We start from the raw sequence: 15382 nt of genomic DNA on the forward strand, positions 1-15382 counted from the left end.
AGTTCTCCAATAAACAAAGTTCTATTAACGTAGGTAGTCCATTTAATGACCTTAGCTCTCTAAGTCCCCGTTTAAATTTCTAGTCTTTAAGCGGCACCTTAAACTCTACACTTTCGGAAGAATCTGAAGGATTATAGGCTTTTATGGTAATAAACTCAGGTACTTCTTTTATTGGAGGAAAACTTGATTTAGTTGTTATCTGTATTTTACCGTTCTTTAACTTTTTAGCATCTGCTATTACCCCGTTATCTGCACCTACTTCAACTATGCTAAATAAGAAGTAATCATCTTTATTCTCTTCAGTTATTTTTCTAATTATTTTCGTCTCAAGTCCAATGGCTGTTGGAGTAAAATCTACACTACTCACTATGATCTCCCCATCTAATCCCTCTATTTTATAGTTAGGTTCAAAAGAATGTACATTTTCTTTTACTATCTCTTTAGTGACAGGTACTTTGAACTTCCATTCTCCTTTTACTCCTTGAATTTCTGTAAAGAAACAATCTATAGTAAAGTTGTCTTCTTTTGGAAAATTACTGGGATAGAATTGTAAAACTCCTTCATATTCATTAGGACCGACTTTCTCAAATGAATCATTCTTTCCACCCATTACCTCTGTACCGTTTATTTTAAATTCATGAAGACCTTTCAGAATTAAGAAATGTGAAGCTCCCCCTCCCATCTCAGGAGGATCTGCCCACTCCTGTAAAGTGTTGTTTTTTACTTTATAACCAACTGATAGGTTCACTCCATCGTAATAAATTTTTGTTAACGTCACCTCAACACCTTCTGAGGTTACCGTTTTTTGATAGTCTTCTGTTAAACCTGCTTCTTCAGCTTTTTGAAGTCCTATATCCGATTGATAATCTTTATAGATATAACCGACAACCGGAATCTTTTGTAATACAGTTCCTAGGCGTGGAGAAACAAAACCACTTCCAAATAATAAAATTAAAATTATAAAAACTGTACTAACACGCACAATATTTATCTTTAGTTTTAGCCAGGATCTAGCTGTGCTTTCTTCGCTTATTATTCTTTGCTTAATGTCGGCATGTAAGGATGATGGAGGATGAATGTTGTGTAAGTGGTCATTTAGATTCTTTTTTAAATTGTTTTCTTCATTTAGCATTATTAATTCCCACCTCTCCTGATATTGATGCTCGTTGTCTTTGTATATACTTGATGGCTGTATGATGTCTAGATTTAACTGTTCCAATAGGAATACGTAATAGACTAGCAATCTCTTTAAGAGGATAGTCATAAAAATAAACTAATAACAAAACTTCTTTTAGTTTGTAAGGCATGGTATTTAACTGCGATAATATCTCATCTTGGTTTTCACTTTTTAAAATATCGTCGTTTACAAAAGACTCTTTCAGACTAAACTTTTTAATCTTACGAAGTAACTCCGCACGCTTCCATGCTTTCATTTTCCAATTTTTAACCTGGCGAAACACTAGACCGTTCAACCAAAATAAGAATGGTGATGAATCATTATAATTTGAAATGGACTTCCAGACTTGAAAATATATTTCATTTACGATTTCGTTAACTTCTTGCTTATTAGGTGCAAGGACATAAACAGTTCTATAAACTTTATGAATAGTAGCTCCATACATCTCGTCAAAAGCTGTAAGCTCCCCTTTTTTTAAACGATCTATAACTTCTGGTGTTATTTTTGGTTCCATGAAGGTCCTCCTAATGGTTGGTCACTCATATGTAATTGTCTAAAACTCGGTAAAAGGTTCAGTGTTTTTTTTAAAAATTGTAAATTTCGTGTATTTATAAGTAAATTCTTAAATAACTCCTTTAAAAGTAATAGCTAAAAGCTCACAAGGAGGACTCACGAATAACAATATCGAAATTTTATATATAGCAAATTCACATTACCATATTAGACCAAATTATTTTCATAAAAAAACACCTAAGCCATATGGTTTAGGTGCTCCTGTCTCCTCTTTTATAGGTTTAGCGCTCTATTAAATTTTTGATAAGCACTGTCCAGAATTCTAACAATTAAAGAAAAACTAGAATTTCCTAGGCTTATGATTATATTAAATCTTTTTGTTCTAATTAATTTACTATTTTATCACTCGACTCAACGGCTTCAATTCGTCAATATAAAGCAGATTAGACAAGCGATTCGGAGTAAAATTTGATGCAAATCCTACATATAATTGCGCTTTATGCGGGTGGCGAAGATCAGGAACACGAATCCCTAGACCTTCAGGCTCTCTAAATGAAAGGTCTTGACCTCCTTTAAATAACTCTCTATCCACTACATCACCATTTTGAAGATTCACAACCGTAATATAGGTGTTTCCAGTTGGCGCAACAGAGCCGTTAGATCCAAATGCGTTGCCTTCTAGAAGATAGAGGAAACTGCCGTAGCTTGCAAATCCTTGAAACGTGCCTAGAGAGGGCTGCAGCACATCCGCTATAGGTACATATTTTCCTTCTTTTACATCATCTAACGAAAATACACCGAAATGAAAGACACCATTCACTCGATAACGCATCGTGAGCAGGTTGTTCGCTGGATCAATGTTTACCGTCGTTCGATCAGCACCTTCTACCAAACGATGTTTTTCTAAAGAAGCAGAATCAGACGTTAGAATCTCACCATCTTCAAATGGAAAACGCGCCAGCTGTGTTCCCCAGCCTTCTTTTCCTTCTGCAACAGAATCCGTTTCTGACCAAATATAAGGAACACCATCTTCGGTTTCGATTCCCATCTGCACACCATGACCAAAGCCTTTTAAATACATATAACCGAGTTTGTTTCCGTCTAGATCAAGTTTCGTTAACGTCAGATCACCATTCAGACTGCGAGTAGCCCCACTGACCGGAGCACCTTCACCTGGCAGTTGGATGCCGCCTGCCATCAACTGCATCACATACACATGCCCATTTACATCATCAAACCCAAAAGATTGTTGAACGGTTCCATTATGTAGAGCTTTATCTCGAAAAAGTTCGTGTACGGGAGCATCGAGATCAAACACTTTTGAATGCGGAACGCTTTGTTTTGCACTTGCGGGAATAGATAGACTTAATGAAAGTGCCAACACTGTTATCATACCTACGCTTTTTTTTACAACGTTCGTTTTCCAGGTTTTCATTAGTAGTACCCTCCTATTGTTATAAATGCACTTCATTCTTGTTCATTTCTCTCTCAAGGCGTGCCATTTTACGACTCTCCATAAGGTTTCCGAGCTTTGCTAACACAAGTGAGATAACAACAGCAAAACTTACAATGCCATAGAAACCAGCTCCAATACCAATTCCCACTCCACCCGCCAATAAAATCATAGCAGCTGACGTGAGGCCTTTCACTTGAACACCGTCTTTTATGATGACGCCACCGCCTAAGAACCCGAGACCCGCTACAATCTGCGCCGTCAATCGCATCGGGTCCATTCGGATTGTATCGCTCATCGTACTGAACTCATCGACACTATAAATTGAAATCAACGTAATCAATGTACTCGCTACACACACGTACATGTATGTTTTAATCCCAGCAGGCTTACTCTTCGACTCTCTGTCCCAGCCAATCAAAAAGCCTAAGATGGCGCTGATCAAAACGCGAAAATACATCTCATCATTCACTATAAAAGGAAAAGATATATGCAAGGTCGTCCTCCTTTAACTTTTGATCTCGTCTTTTTGTTTCTTGCGTTCCTCGAGTGCGGGTAACGGATTGTTACACGTTAAAACATTGATGCCTAATTCAAGAGCTTGAGAAACTTGTTCTTTTGTATCCGGACAATAACACCAGCTTAAAATACCTAAGTCCTTAAATTCTTTTATTAAATCAGAAGTAAGCAGCTTCATACTTATGCCTGCTGCCCACATTTTCGAATAAGTTCCGTTCGGTCCTGGTACAAAGTTGAACATCAATTCACCCGGAAAGCCTTGTGTCCGAAGACCATAAACGTCATGAATATACGCAACGATATCTGCATCAAAACTCGTAAATACGCATCGAGGTAGATAATCGTAATCCTTTAACGTTTGAATGGTTGCAGCCGCCACACGTTTTGCATCAGGACTAAGTTTGATTTCTACATTAAAAAGAACGTCAGGATACGATTTTAACAACTCACAAAATTCCTCTAAAGTCGGAATCGTATGGAATTGTCCATCAGGATCTACTCCTGCAGTTAAATTTTTCAGCTCACTAAGGGTAAAATCACTAACTTTTCCTGTACCGTTCGTTGTTCGATCCACCGTATCATCATGAATGACCATGAGTACGGAATCTTTTGAAAAGCGAAGGTCGAATTCGAGCATATCGACTCCAGCATCTAGTGCTTTTTGAAATGCGATGAGTGTATTCTCAGGGTACTTTGCCATAAACCCGCGGTGTCCGGCGATAAAAAAGGTATCCATGTTTTTAAGTTGTTCGATCATTTGTTTCATCCTTTCAGTTAGAAAATAGCAAAGTCTTTGTAGCTCTTGACAGCAGTTGATTTCCGTTCCAGGTTGCTCGCTTTCCGCGGGGTGTGCGGTGAGCCTCTTAGCGCTATGCGCTATTAAGAGTCTCACCTGTCCCACTGCTCCCACAGGACAAGGAAGGCTACGGCAGCGACACATCGCACGAAGAAAATTTGAAGTATAATTTTCGAGGACCTTCACTTCAATTAACTATCTAAGAAGGAAAAACATTTGAGTTCACTTTCAACAAAAATGATACATAAAAAAATAAAACAAAAAACCTAGAGTCATCAGTTAGACGTATTGAACTGACTGCATTCCTCTAGGCTTTTTCGTCATTCGATTAGCTTTCAGAGAGAATTCTCTCTACTTCACCTTTGAACTGGTCAAGGGTTGGTTCGATTTCTTCATCGTCGTACATGATCGCTTCAATAGCTGAGAAGAACTCGTGCATTGTCTCTGGCCATGCAACACTCTTGTTGTTGTCTACTGCATATTTCAATTGATCATACGCTGTTTTCTTGTTTGGCTCTTTTGTCCAAAGGTCTTGAATTTCTTTTGAATCCACCATTTTTTCTGTAAACGGAAGGTATCCTGTTTCAACGATAAACTGTTGTAACCCTTTTGGATCTTCCATCATAAAATCAATAAACTTCCAAGCTGCTTCTTTGTTTTCAGATCCTGCAAGCATCGCCACGTTTCCACCACCTGTTGGCGTAGCGTGAATTTTGTTTTTAGGTAGAAAAGCCGTTACATATTCAAAGTCTGTATTTTGACTGATATCTCCAATCGTACCTGTTGATTGGAACATAAGACCTACTTTTCCAGCAGCGAACATTTGATTGACTATGTTACCAGAATCCTGTGCTGGTGGATAGTAAAGGGCGCCGGTTTTCTGCATATCTTTTAAGTATTGAAACACTTTTACGCCAACATCATTTTTAGCAAATCCGACTGATGTTTTATCTTTGTTGAAATATGTTCCTTTTGATTGCGAGATCATAGCGATCGGATACCAAGTATCGTAAGGCATCGTTAGTCCGTAACGCGTTACCTTGTCACCTTCTTTAACAACAAGTGCGTTTGCTACTTCGTTTAATTCATCCCATGTTGTCGGGACCTTTAATCCTTTTTCATCTAGCATTGTTTTGTTTACGTGAAGAATTGGTGTTGATCGGTTCAATGGCAATGAAACAAGTTTATCGTTAAATGTTGAATGACCCATCAGACCTTTTGTAAAATCACCCTTCTTCAATCCACTTTCTTTCAGATAAGGTGTCATGTCTTCAAGCACTTCAGACTCTGCAAACTGTTGAACATAAGCACGTTCAAGCATCGTAACGTCTGGACCTGTTTTTGCTGAGATCGATTGTTGAAGCTTAGTCGACGTTTCATCATACGTTCCTTGGAAAGTACCGACTACCTTCACTTCATCCTGGCTATCATTGAATCGTTGAATCAACTGATCCATGAATTCGCCGTTCTTACCGCCTAATGAATGCCAAAATTGAATCGTTGCCGTTCCTTCTTCTTTCGACTTCGTACCACTGCTTTTCTCAGCTTCACCTTGACAGCCCGCAAGCATCATAAATACCAATACAGCCATTGCACTTAATACGTACTTCAATTTCATAACATAACCCTCCCCATCTTTTATATAACTTATTTGATACCTGAATACACAAAAGCTTTGACGATCTGTTTGGAGCATAATAAGTAAACGATTAGAATCGGAATAACCAGTACCACGTTACCAGCCATAATAATGTGCCAGTTACTGATTCCTTCAGATTGCTTTAACATCGCAATACCAAGCGTTAACGGTCGAACTTCATTTGAATCTGTCATAACGAGCGGCCAGAAATAATCATTCCAGTGACTTACAAAACTAAAGAGTGCGATTGTAGCGAGTGCTGGTTTTGCCATCGGCGTCATGATTTTCCACATGATCTTAAATTCACTCGCATTATCGAGCCTCGCAGCTTCAATAATCTCCTCAGGAATCTGCATGAAATATTGTCGGAGCAAGAAAATTCCAAACGCGTTAGACATAAACGGTAAAATCTGTGGAATCAATGTCTTGATCAATCCCCAATCTGCCATCATTAAGTAGATCGGGATAAAAGTTACTTGCCCTGGCATCATAAACGCGATTAAAACGAGAGCAAAAAGCACGTTTTTTCCGAAAAACTCATATTTGGCGAACGCATAGGCCGCCGGAATCATCACAAGAAATTGAATAATGATGATCGACAATGTAATGATGATTGAGTTCTTGGCATAAGTTGCAAACGGACCTGACGTCATCGCCTCTACAAAATTGATCCATTGCGGTGAAGACGGGATCAATGTAGGCGGAACGCTGAGTGTTTCTTGAAACGTCTGAAGCGAGGTCGAGATCATCCATAGGAACGGAAAAATAAAGGCGAATAAGATAGCTGCTTTTAGCAAGAAATCTACCGACAACCAAACGTTATGTTTTTTCAAAACCTATGATCCCCCTTTCTATCTAGCTTTCTATGAACTTACTGATAATGAACTTTCTTCGACATCAAACGGAAATAGATAAACGTTAGAATTCCGATAATGACCATCAACACAACGCCAGTAGCGGCCGCATAACCAATGTTTGTCGTTCTGAATCCATAAATATAGTAGACAAGCGTATTCGTTGCATTGTTCGGTCCACCACCTGTCATGATTCGAACCGTATCAAAGACTTTGAACGAGCCGATCGTCATGATGATCAAGATAAAGAACATTTGTGGTGAGATGAGCGGCAGTGTAATTCTGCGGAACACTCTGAATCTACTCGTGTTATCAAGTTCCGCTGCCTCATAGATATTTGGCGATATGCCTTGCAGCGCTGCGACCAAAATGAGAACGTAATACCCGATGCCGTGCCAAACCGATACGATAATAATAGAAAAAAGTGCTGTTTTAGAGCTTTGCAGCCATTGTGATGTTGGAAGACCTAATTTCTCTAGAGCAAAATTTAGAAACCCTAGATTCGGTTCCATTAGCCACAACCATACGAGTGAAACGGAAACGATTGAAATGATATGTGGGGTGAAGATTCCCGCTTGGATAATATAATTCAAGCGAGTTTGTTTTTTGAGCCATACCGCAAAAAACAAGGAGATGAGCATCGTCAGAACAACAACGCCACCCGTGTAGATCACGGTGTTCGTAAGCGACTTATAAAAATCAGGTCTGTTGAAAATTTGAATATAGTTTTCAAATCCCACATACCGACTCATCGCACTGTTCAATAAATTGTATTTGAAGAAGCTAAGGTAGACTAAATAGAGCATCGGATAGATCACAAACAAAAAGATACCAATCATGGCCGGTCCGATCATGACATAAGGTCTACAGGTTTCCCAGAACGTCTTTTTCTTCATATCAATAACCTCTTAGAACTTCTAAATACGAGGAATAACGTTCATGGTCTTTTCTGATTCGTGTGCCTTCTGAATCAAAGAGATAAATTTTATCTTCCGGTACCCCTATATGAATCTTTTGGTTTACTTTGTAGAAGGCATAATTGCTTTTCAGCATGAACGCACTGTCTTTGTACTTCATTTGGTAAAGCGTTTCTGAGCCAAGCATCTCACGCGTCGCGATCTCGCCTTCCATACTCAAATATTCATCGACCGGTGTATCAGATGTTTGCGCGCTCTCTGGACGGAATCCAAACTTGACGCCATCCACACCGAGTTCTCCAATATTCATCGGCGGCGTTCCGATAAACTGAGCCACAAAGAGGTTGTTCGGTTCATGATAGATCTCTTCAGGTGCTGCCTCTTGCTGAATCAATCCGTTATTCATCAGCACGATCGTATCTGCCATCGACATGGCTTCCACCTGATCATGTGTTACATAAACAAAGGTTGTGCCTAATTTTTTATGAAGCTCGATCAGATCAAGTCGCATCTGAGCTCGTAGTTTGGCATCCAGGTTAGACAATGGTTCATCCATCAGAAACACGGAAGGCTCCTTAACCATCGCACGAGCCAACGCCACACGCTGACGCTGTCCACCAGAAAGTGTGGAAGGCTTTCGGTCTAAATAGTCCGTCAGACCAACAGCAGCACTAATGCTTTCTACCAACTGATTTCGTTCTTCTTTTTTTACTTTGTTATTCTTAAGTCCAAATTCAATATTCTCTCTTACAGACATCGTCGGATAGATCGCATAGTTTTGAAAAACCATGGCCACTCCTCGTTTTCCAGGCGCCACTGCTGTAACATCATCTCCATTAATTAAAACGGCACCTGAGCTTTGCGGCCCAATTCCAGCGATCATCCTCAACAATGTCGTCTTCCCGCATCCTGATGGACCTACCAAAACGGTAAACGTACCATCTTTGATTGTGAGGTTAAGATCTTTAATAATATCTTTTTTCTCGAACTCTTTCGTCACATTCACAAACTCAATAGATGCCATTGACGCTCCCCCTTTTGCAAACAACCTTCTCTGCTTAAACATTTACAAAATCTTAATAAAGCGCTTACAAATATTAAAAAACTTTACATATGCGTTATAATGATTGTTTTTGTTGATTTATATTAAATTTAAAGAATATTTCCAAAAATGTCAATCATTTTTCGCTTGAAAATGTTTGTTTTTACACAAAGTTTACATTTAAGTGCTCGTTAATGCTCATTTAGTTGCATTTAAGAGATGATGATTTCTACTCCGCTTTCTTTGAACTGTTGAATCTGCGTATCTGAAGCTTCCTCACCTGTAATGAGTTTATCTACCTTATTGATCGGTGAAACCATGTGAAGAGAAACACCGCCTAGTTTCGTGTGATCGGTAACAACGATTACTTCACTTGCAGCGTTAATCATCTCCATCTTAGCTGGTACAAAAAGCTCCTCAAAATGAGTCAGTCCTTTTTTAGGATGAATCGCTGGCGTACCAATGAATGCTTTATGGACATGTAATTTCTTTAGTACATCGTTTGTAAACATACCGTTTAGCATAAAGCTCTCTGGATAAAGCACACCGCCTGTTACGATGACCTTGATTCCTTTTGAATCACGAAGCTCTGCGGCAATGTTAATGTCATTTGTAACAACGGTAATATTCGTTTTGTTCGCGATATATTTTGCAATCTGAAACGTCGTCGTGCCAGAATCCAAGATAATGCTATCGCCTTCTTGAATCATTTCCGCTGCTTTTTCTCCAATGCGCTGTTTTTCCTCAACACGCTCGGTTGCTCGTACTGTGAATGAAGGCTCTGAGTGAATGCCTTCTCCTAATATGACGCCGCCATGCGTACGTCTCAGATGACCTTCTCTCTCAATTTCTGAAAGATCTCTTCTGATCGTTGCTTCATGCACATTAAATTCCTCAGAAAGCTGTGTGACCGTTGCAATGTTTGTCCTTTTTACAAATTCAATAATCTTTGCTTTTCTTTCTGCTGCTAACATAACGTTCTCCCCTTACATACACCAATTGTTTGTTTCTGTTAGTTTACATGAAATTTATGTTTTTTTGTGTTTATTTAATAAAAAAGCTTTCCTTCAAGTGAAGAAAAGCCTGAATGTTACTTATGATGCCGACCAATCGAAATCTAAAATAATTTTTTCCCAATGCCTATGTTCGGAAGCCGATTTCATTGCTGTTTGAAAATCAGATAGATTGTGAATCGGTGTATTTCTTTTAGGGAGAATCGCTCGAAGTGTCTTTTGGTACTCAATATTCTCCATCGCTTTCATCACTGCATAATAATCTGCACTCGAACTGCGGCTGCTGCCATAAAGTGATAGCCCTTTTTCAAGAACATCTCTTGTATTAATCGGAACTAGATCCTCTGAAACGCCCATTAAAATGATCGTTCCACCGCGTGCGACCAGGTCAATTCCTTGGTTGATCGCATGCTCACTAAAAGCGCCGCCCGTGCATTCTACAATGATATCCACCTTTTTTGAAGATTTAAAATCATAGTTTTGGACGAGCTCTCTTGAAGCAAACGTGAACTGTTTTAGCTTCTCATCGATTGCACCAAACACCGTCAATCGCTCAGGACCAAGGTTATAGACATGGTGAATCATAGCGGCCGTCAAATAGCCGACTGGACCATCTCCAAAAACGGCTACCGTCGTGTCCTGAGAGGATTCTAACTTCTGCTTAACGCGACTAAGCGCATGGTAGGACACGGTACAAAGCTCTGACAGAACGGCGATTTCATTAGGAAGTGAGTCCGGAATAGGGATGGCGCATTCTGCAGGTAGAACTAACCGATTTTGAGCAATTCCATCATAGCCGCTTCCTAAGAACACATTCTTCTCTCCATAATTGGCGATGAACTCTTGTTGCGAGTAGGAACTACACTCTTCAGGATGTCCCTTTTTAAGCAGATGCCCCGGAATATTAGGAACGATCACAACACGATCTCCAACGCTTACTGAGTTACATTTACTTTCAACTACCCTTCCGATTCCCTCATGTAATAGGGCCATAGGAAGTTTTTTAGTAAGCACTTCAGGCTTTCGCTGCCCCATAAAATAACGTAAGTCTGCATGACAGATGCTTGCAATCAGCGGTTCAACAACCACTTCACCTTCATTAATCGTTCGATTTACGGTAACCTCTTCCATCTGATAAGGACCTAACAAACGATACGTCCTTGAATGGATTGACTGTTCCTGCACAAATCATTCCCCCTCGTATGAAGACCATGTAGGTATTTACTTGTTCATTTTCGCTCATTTAAAGTTCATTTATGCTCGTTAATGTAAATAATAGTCATATGGTGTTGGTCTGTCAAGAATTATTAAGCAGGATTGAGCAAAACAGAGACATAAAAAACCCTTGAAAGTATTTTCATCTTTCAAGGTCTCAAAAAGAATTAACGATTACTATTTCTTTTGTCTATCATTTCTAAATACGAATCTATGAGCTCTCTTTCCGGTTAATTGAATTGAGCAGCACTTTAGGTTATTGTAAAAATCTCAATTACTTCTGTATAGTCATCTGCTTTAACCGTTTCATAATATGAGGACGTTTGTAACCAAATTCATCGTGTATTTCTTTATATAGTTCAAATAAAGTCTCATATTTTACAACATGTTTTGGCTCAGGATAGTACGTTTTTAGGAAAGGTTGTTTCATAGATTGAACAGCTTCCTCTAACTCCATTCCTCCAGCAGCAGCACCTAACATGGCTGCCCCGATTCCGGAGGCATGATCCGTAGCAGACACGTGAATCTCTCGGTTAAGAACATCGGCGTAGATCTGCATGAGCAGTTCATTCTTTTGTGGCAGCCCGCCGCACGCATAAACACGGTCAATCGTAATTCCCCAAGATTCGAAATTATCGATGATTATCTTTGATCCGAATGCTGTAGCTTCAAGGTATGCGCGGTAAATATCTTCTGGCTTTGTTTGCAATGTGAGGCCAATTAAAGTTCCAGTTAAGTTGGAATCGGACAATACGGAACGATTTCCATTATGCCAGTCTAATGCGATCAAGCCACTTTCACCAGGTTCCTTTTGAATCGCAAGGAACTCCAGATATTTAAAGAGAGAGAGATTTTGTTTCTTCGCTTCTTCCACATAAGAAGCTGGAGCTTGTTTCACATACCATCCGAATAGATCACCTACTGCCGATTGGCCCGCTTCATAAGCGTAAAAGCTAGGCAAGATACCATCTTTCACTACCCCTGAGATGCCCGGCACTTGAATAAACTCCTCATTTAACGTCATATGACACGTTGATGTTCCCATAACCATCGTGAGTTGATTAGAACGTGATGCTCCAACACCTAATAGAGCAGAATGAGCATCAATAATTGAGACTCCAACAGGTAAGCCTTGAGGTAAGCCTAATGAGTTCGCCATCTCTTCTGTAAGGACACCCGCTCGTTGACCTACCTTGCCTATCTTTCCTTGTAACTTTGTTTGTACCATCTGACCTAAAGTAGGATTTAATTCTTCAAAGAACTTTTGCGGAAAGCCTTCTTCCTCACTCCAAAAAGCTTTAAAACCAAGAGGACAGTTGCTTCTCACTACTTCTCCAGTCAGTTTTGCAACGATCCAATCTCCCGCTTCTAACATGTAGTCGGCAGCTTCATATACATCAGGTGCATGATTGATCGTCTCAAGACATTTTGGAATAAACCACTCTGTTGAGACTGTAAACCCGTACCTTCTCAGCCATTCACTTTTTTCAGAGAGCGCTTTGTCCAACAACTCTTGCGCTTCTTCTTTTGGCCCATGATGCTTCCAAAGTTTTACCCACGCATGAGGATTATTTTCATATTCTTTTAACGAACATACGGGATCGAGATTTTCATTTACACAGATAAAAGTAGAAGAAGTAAAATCTATTCCTATTCCTTTCACTTCTTGAGGTTGGATGTTAGCTTCTTTCATAGCAGCAGGAATGCCATGATATAACACATCGAGATAATCTTGAGGATGCTGTAGGGCAAAATCTGGAGGAATCTGAACACGTTGGTCTGTTGGAAGGACATCTACCATGACCCCGTGTTTGTAGGGAACGGTACTTACGGCTTTTATGATTCCAGTGTTAACTTCAACCACGAGTACTCTTCCAGACTCTGTGCCAAAATCAATACCAATAGAATAACCGGACATTTTATCCACCTCTTATGTAAGCGCTTTTTCATTATCATATAGAAAAATTAGGGGATTCTCAACATAAATGAGCATAAATGAGTAATAACGAGTATCTTTGTAACGAATTTTCGCAATTTATATGTTGATAATTTCATTAGAGGAAAAAAGCCAGCATACACATGCTGGCTTTCTGAATTTGCTTTATTATGTCAACTCCACCGTATACGTAAACTTATCTCCTCTAGCAACCGAAACCGTGTATTCAATGATATCCGATTGTTCGTAGGCAATCCGCTCTAATTGAAGACATGGTGTTCCTTCTTCAATGTTCAGTATTTCGGCTTCGTCTTTCATCGCACTAATCGCTTTAAAGCTTTCCGATGCTTTTGAAATATTCATGTCGTACTCATTTCGAAACCATTCGTACATAGACGTATTCTCGAGCTCTTTGCCACTCAGGTTCTTAAATCGACTAAAGGGTAGATAAGACGTTTCAATCAACATCGGATCCTGATCCGCGAGCCTTAATCTTTTAAAGATGTACACTTCATCCTCTACAGACAGGTTCATTATTCGCGCAATTTTATTACTGCACTCGGCCTTCTCAAAAGAAATGATCTGAATAGAAGGTGTTTTCCCAACCTTTTTCATCTCTTCTGTAAAACTATAAATTTTTACTAGACTCTGATTGTGCACTTTCTTGGCTACAAAGGTTCCTTTGCCATGAATCTTATAAATATAGCCCTCTTTTTCGAGCTCTTGTATCGTCTGTCTAACCGTTGTTCGGCTCACTTGATACGTTTCACACAGCTCTCGTTCTGAAGGCAGCTGATCCTCTTCAGCAAACTCGCCGGATTTGATTTTGCCGATCAATAGAACCATCAGCTGATAATATAAAGGAAGTCGATTATCTTTTAGAATCACGTTAAGCTCCTTACGGGTACGTATGTCATTACCAGTAGTATATAGGAAGCTTTCTGTTGAAACAATTAAGAAATGACACCTGTTACGATAGAGCCTGCTGGTACTTCAAAATCACTCACTTTTCCACCTAGTCGAAGTGATACAGGAACGTCTTCTGCCGAACGATTCAACAGCACAACCACAAGGGAATCATCCGAATTCTTTAGACTGACCACATCTAGTTTGTCTGTATATTTCGTCGATGCGATCCGTTTTGCTCCTGGTTCGATATAACGGCTGAAATGACCGATATATGTGTACGACAACTTCTCCTGCACGATATCGTTTTCTGTATCACACATGATTGGCGCGTCACAGAAATTGTTCACGTGGTTCGGTCCACCTTCTTTGTTCAATAAGATGTTCCAATCGATAAACGCGTTCATTCCGGCATTGATGTTCCCGATGATGTCATACGCGTACATCTGCGCGTTTTGCAGCTGACCCGCTTCACTAAAACGGCTATACTCCACGCAGCCTTCTGTAAAGATCAACTTCTTATCTGGAAACTTCTCGCGAACAAGCTTGATTGCGTCAAAATGCTCGCCTGTATACCAGTGGAACGCCACACCTTGAACCATCTTATTCGTTTCTTCATCGATAATGTCACATGCGCGTTCGTACATTCTTTCTTTGTTGTGATCCCAGACTAGTACATCCACATCTAACAAATCATTTTCCTTTAACGCTGGGTAGAGAAAGTCTCGTAGAAATTCTTTTTCTTGTTGTGCTGTATATAGGCAAGAATCCCACGTCTGTCTCGCATTCGGCTCGTTTTGAATCGTTAGCATGTCGACCGAAAAGCCTTTTTTTCGGTATTCCTTGATGTAATGAGCAATGTATTTTCCCCAGAACTCTCGATATTCTGGCTTAAGTGAGCCACCTTGTACACGTTGTTCGTTCGTTTTCATAAAAGATGGCGGGGACCATGGGGACAGCATCACACTCAATGACTTGCCTGCCGTTTTCTCCGCTCCCTCTAACATCGGAATGATATATTGTTCGTCCCGTTCTAGACTAAACGACTTGAACTCTGTATCAGTCGGATCGCTCATCGCTTCATACTGACCTACTGAAAAATCACAGCTATCGATGTGCGTGCGGACGAGGTTATAACGATTTCCTTCAGCGCTGAAATAAGCATCTAGAACTTTCTTTTTGTTTTCGTCACTCATCAAAGAGAAAGTATGACCGGAAGCTTCTGTAATGGCACCGCCAAATCCGTCAAACGTCTGATATTCCATTTCTGGATAAAGATTGACGACTTTCATTTCAACGCCTGTATCTTTGGAGAATTCTCGGCTGTCTTCAACGGTTTTCTTCGTATCACCTTGATAGGTTGTTGTGATCCATTTTATTTGCATGTTTGTGTTCTCCTTCT

14 protein-coding genes are annotated in these 15382 nt (G+C 39.8%); all 14 read right to left on the reverse strand.

The features are described 5' to 3' along the window. Positions 1 to 79: 79 nt before the first annotated feature. A complete protein-coding gene (locus H9648_RS12440) occupies positions 80 to 1132 on the reverse strand; it encodes a DUF4179 domain-containing protein (protein WP_191754146.1) in 1053 nt (350 codons plus the stop codon). Next, positions 1122 to 1691, reverse strand: a complete 570-nt coding sequence (locus H9648_RS12445) for a sigma-70 family RNA polymerase sigma factor (protein ID WP_191754147.1) — start codon at positions 1689 to 1691, stop codon at positions 1122 to 1124. Before H9648_RS12445 ends, H9648_RS12440 begins: the two co-directional genes overlap by 11 nt. A gap of 393 nt (positions 1692 to 2084) precedes the next feature. Further along, positions 2085 to 3125, reverse strand: coding sequence for a phage baseplate protein (locus H9648_RS12450; RefSeq protein WP_191754148.1), 1041 nt, complete (start codon positions 3123 to 3125; stop codon positions 2085 to 2087). 19 nt (positions 3126 to 3144) lie between these two features. Continuing rightward, on the reverse strand, positions 3145 to 3603 hold the full coding sequence (locus tag H9648_RS12455; protein WP_191754349.1) for an MgtC/SapB family protein: 459 nt from the start codon (positions 3601 to 3603) through the stop codon (positions 3145 to 3147). A 48-nt stretch (positions 3604 to 3651) separates the two neighbouring features. Continuing rightward, entirely contained in the window at positions 3652 to 4419 is a 768-nt protein-coding gene (locus H9648_RS12460; RefSeq protein ID WP_191754149.1) for a glycerophosphodiester phosphodiesterase family protein, read from the reverse strand. 367 nt (positions 4420 to 4786) lie between these two features. Further along, on the reverse strand, positions 4787 to 6076 hold the full coding sequence (locus tag H9648_RS12465) for an ABC transporter substrate-binding protein (protein WP_191754150.1): 1290 nt from the start codon (positions 6074 to 6076) through the stop codon (positions 4787 to 4789). A gap of 29 nt (positions 6077 to 6105) precedes the next feature. Continuing rightward, the gene (locus H9648_RS12470) at positions 6106 to 6846 is read right to left on the reverse strand and encodes a carbohydrate ABC transporter permease (protein ID WP_225218893.1); all 741 of its coding nucleotides are present in this window, start codon (positions 6844 to 6846) and stop codon (positions 6106 to 6108) included. 122 nt (positions 6847 to 6968) lie between these two features. Further along, positions 6969 to 7847: a carbohydrate ABC transporter permease gene (locus tag H9648_RS12475; RefSeq protein ID WP_066398459.1), complete on the reverse strand. Its 879-nt coding sequence runs from the start codon at positions 7845 to 7847 to the stop codon at positions 6969 to 6971. A 1-nt stretch (position 7848) separates the two neighbouring features. Continuing rightward, positions 7849 to 8892 carry an ABC transporter ATP-binding protein gene (locus H9648_RS12480; RefSeq protein ID WP_191754152.1) on the reverse strand — a complete coding sequence of 348 codons (1044 nt, stop codon included), beginning with the start codon at positions 8890 to 8892 and terminating at the stop codon, positions 7849 to 7851. A gap of 230 nt (positions 8893 to 9122) precedes the next feature. Then, positions 9123 to 9884, reverse strand: a complete 762-nt coding sequence (locus tag H9648_RS12485; protein ID WP_153237213.1) for a DeoR/GlpR family DNA-binding transcription regulator — start codon at positions 9882 to 9884, stop codon at positions 9123 to 9125. Positions 9885 to 10004: 120 nt separating this feature from the next. Then, positions 10005 to 11108, reverse strand: a complete 1104-nt coding sequence (locus H9648_RS12490; protein ID WP_318243524.1) for an alcohol dehydrogenase catalytic domain-containing protein — start codon at positions 11106 to 11108, stop codon at positions 10005 to 10007. Positions 11109 to 11412: 304 nt separating this feature from the next. Then, positions 11413 to 13056: a ribulokinase gene (locus H9648_RS12495; RefSeq protein WP_191754153.1), complete on the reverse strand. Its 1644-nt coding sequence runs from the start codon at positions 13054 to 13056 to the stop codon at positions 11413 to 11415. 186 nt (positions 13057 to 13242) lie between these two features. Then, positions 13243 to 13962: a GntR family transcriptional regulator gene (locus tag H9648_RS12500; protein ID WP_191754154.1), complete on the reverse strand. Its 720-nt coding sequence runs from the start codon at positions 13960 to 13962 to the stop codon at positions 13243 to 13245. A gap of 65 nt (positions 13963 to 14027) precedes the next feature. Next, positions 14028 to 15365 carry a glycoside hydrolase family 30 protein gene (locus H9648_RS12505; RefSeq protein ID WP_191754155.1) on the reverse strand — a complete coding sequence of 446 codons (1338 nt, stop codon included), beginning with the start codon at positions 15363 to 15365 and terminating at the stop codon, positions 14028 to 14030. Between the last annotated feature and the right edge of the window lie 17 nt (positions 15366 to 15382).

This window comes from Fictibacillus norfolkensis, from assembly GCF_014836645.1.
GTDB lineage: Bacteria > Bacillota > Bacilli > Bacillales > Fictibacillaceae > Fictibacillus > Fictibacillus norfolkensis.

Excerpts from the sequence above, each read along its gene's own strand:
- H9648_RS12440 (WP_191754146.1), bottom strand. The coding sequence starts at position 1,132 with ATGCTAAATGAAGAAAACAATTTAAAAAAGAATCTAAATGACCACTTA.
- H9648_RS12445 (WP_191754147.1), bottom strand. The coding sequence starts at position 1,691 with ATGGAACCAAAAATAACACCAGAAGTTATAGATCGTTTAAAAAAAGGG.
- H9648_RS12450 (WP_191754148.1), bottom strand. The coding sequence starts at position 3,125 with ATGAAAACCTGGAAAACGAACGTTGTAAAAAAAAGCGTAGGTATGATA.
- H9648_RS12455 (WP_191754349.1), bottom strand. The coding sequence starts at position 3,603 with ATGTATTTTCGCGTTTTGATCAGCGCCATCTTAGGCTTTTTGATTGGC.
- H9648_RS12460 (WP_191754149.1), bottom strand. The coding sequence starts at position 4,419 with ATGATCGAACAACTTAAAAACATGGATACCTTTTTTATCGCCGGACAC.
- H9648_RS12465 (WP_191754150.1), bottom strand. The coding sequence starts at position 6,076 with ATGAAATTGAAGTACGTATTAAGTGCAATGGCTGTATTGGTATTTATG.
- H9648_RS12470 (WP_225218893.1), bottom strand. The coding sequence starts at position 6,846 with ATGATCTCGACCTCGCTTCAGACGTTTCAAGAAACACTCAGCGTTCCG.
- H9648_RS12475 (WP_066398459.1), bottom strand. The coding sequence starts at position 7,847 with ATGAAGAAAAAGACGTTCTGGGAAACCTGTAGACCTTATGTCATGATC.
- H9648_RS12480 (WP_191754152.1), bottom strand. The coding sequence starts at position 8,892 with ATGGCATCTATTGAGTTTGTGAATGTGACGAAAGAGTTCGAGAAAAAA.
- H9648_RS12485 (WP_153237213.1), bottom strand. The coding sequence starts at position 9,884 with ATGTTAGCAGCAGAAAGAAAAGCAAAGATTATTGAATTTGTAAAAAGG.
- H9648_RS12495 (WP_191754153.1), bottom strand. The coding sequence starts at position 13,056 with ATGTCCGGTTATTCTATTGGTATTGATTTTGGCACAGAGTCTGGAAGA.
- H9648_RS12505 (WP_191754155.1), bottom strand. The coding sequence starts at position 15,365 with ATGCAAATAAAATGGATCACAACAACCTATCAAGGTGATACGAAGAAA.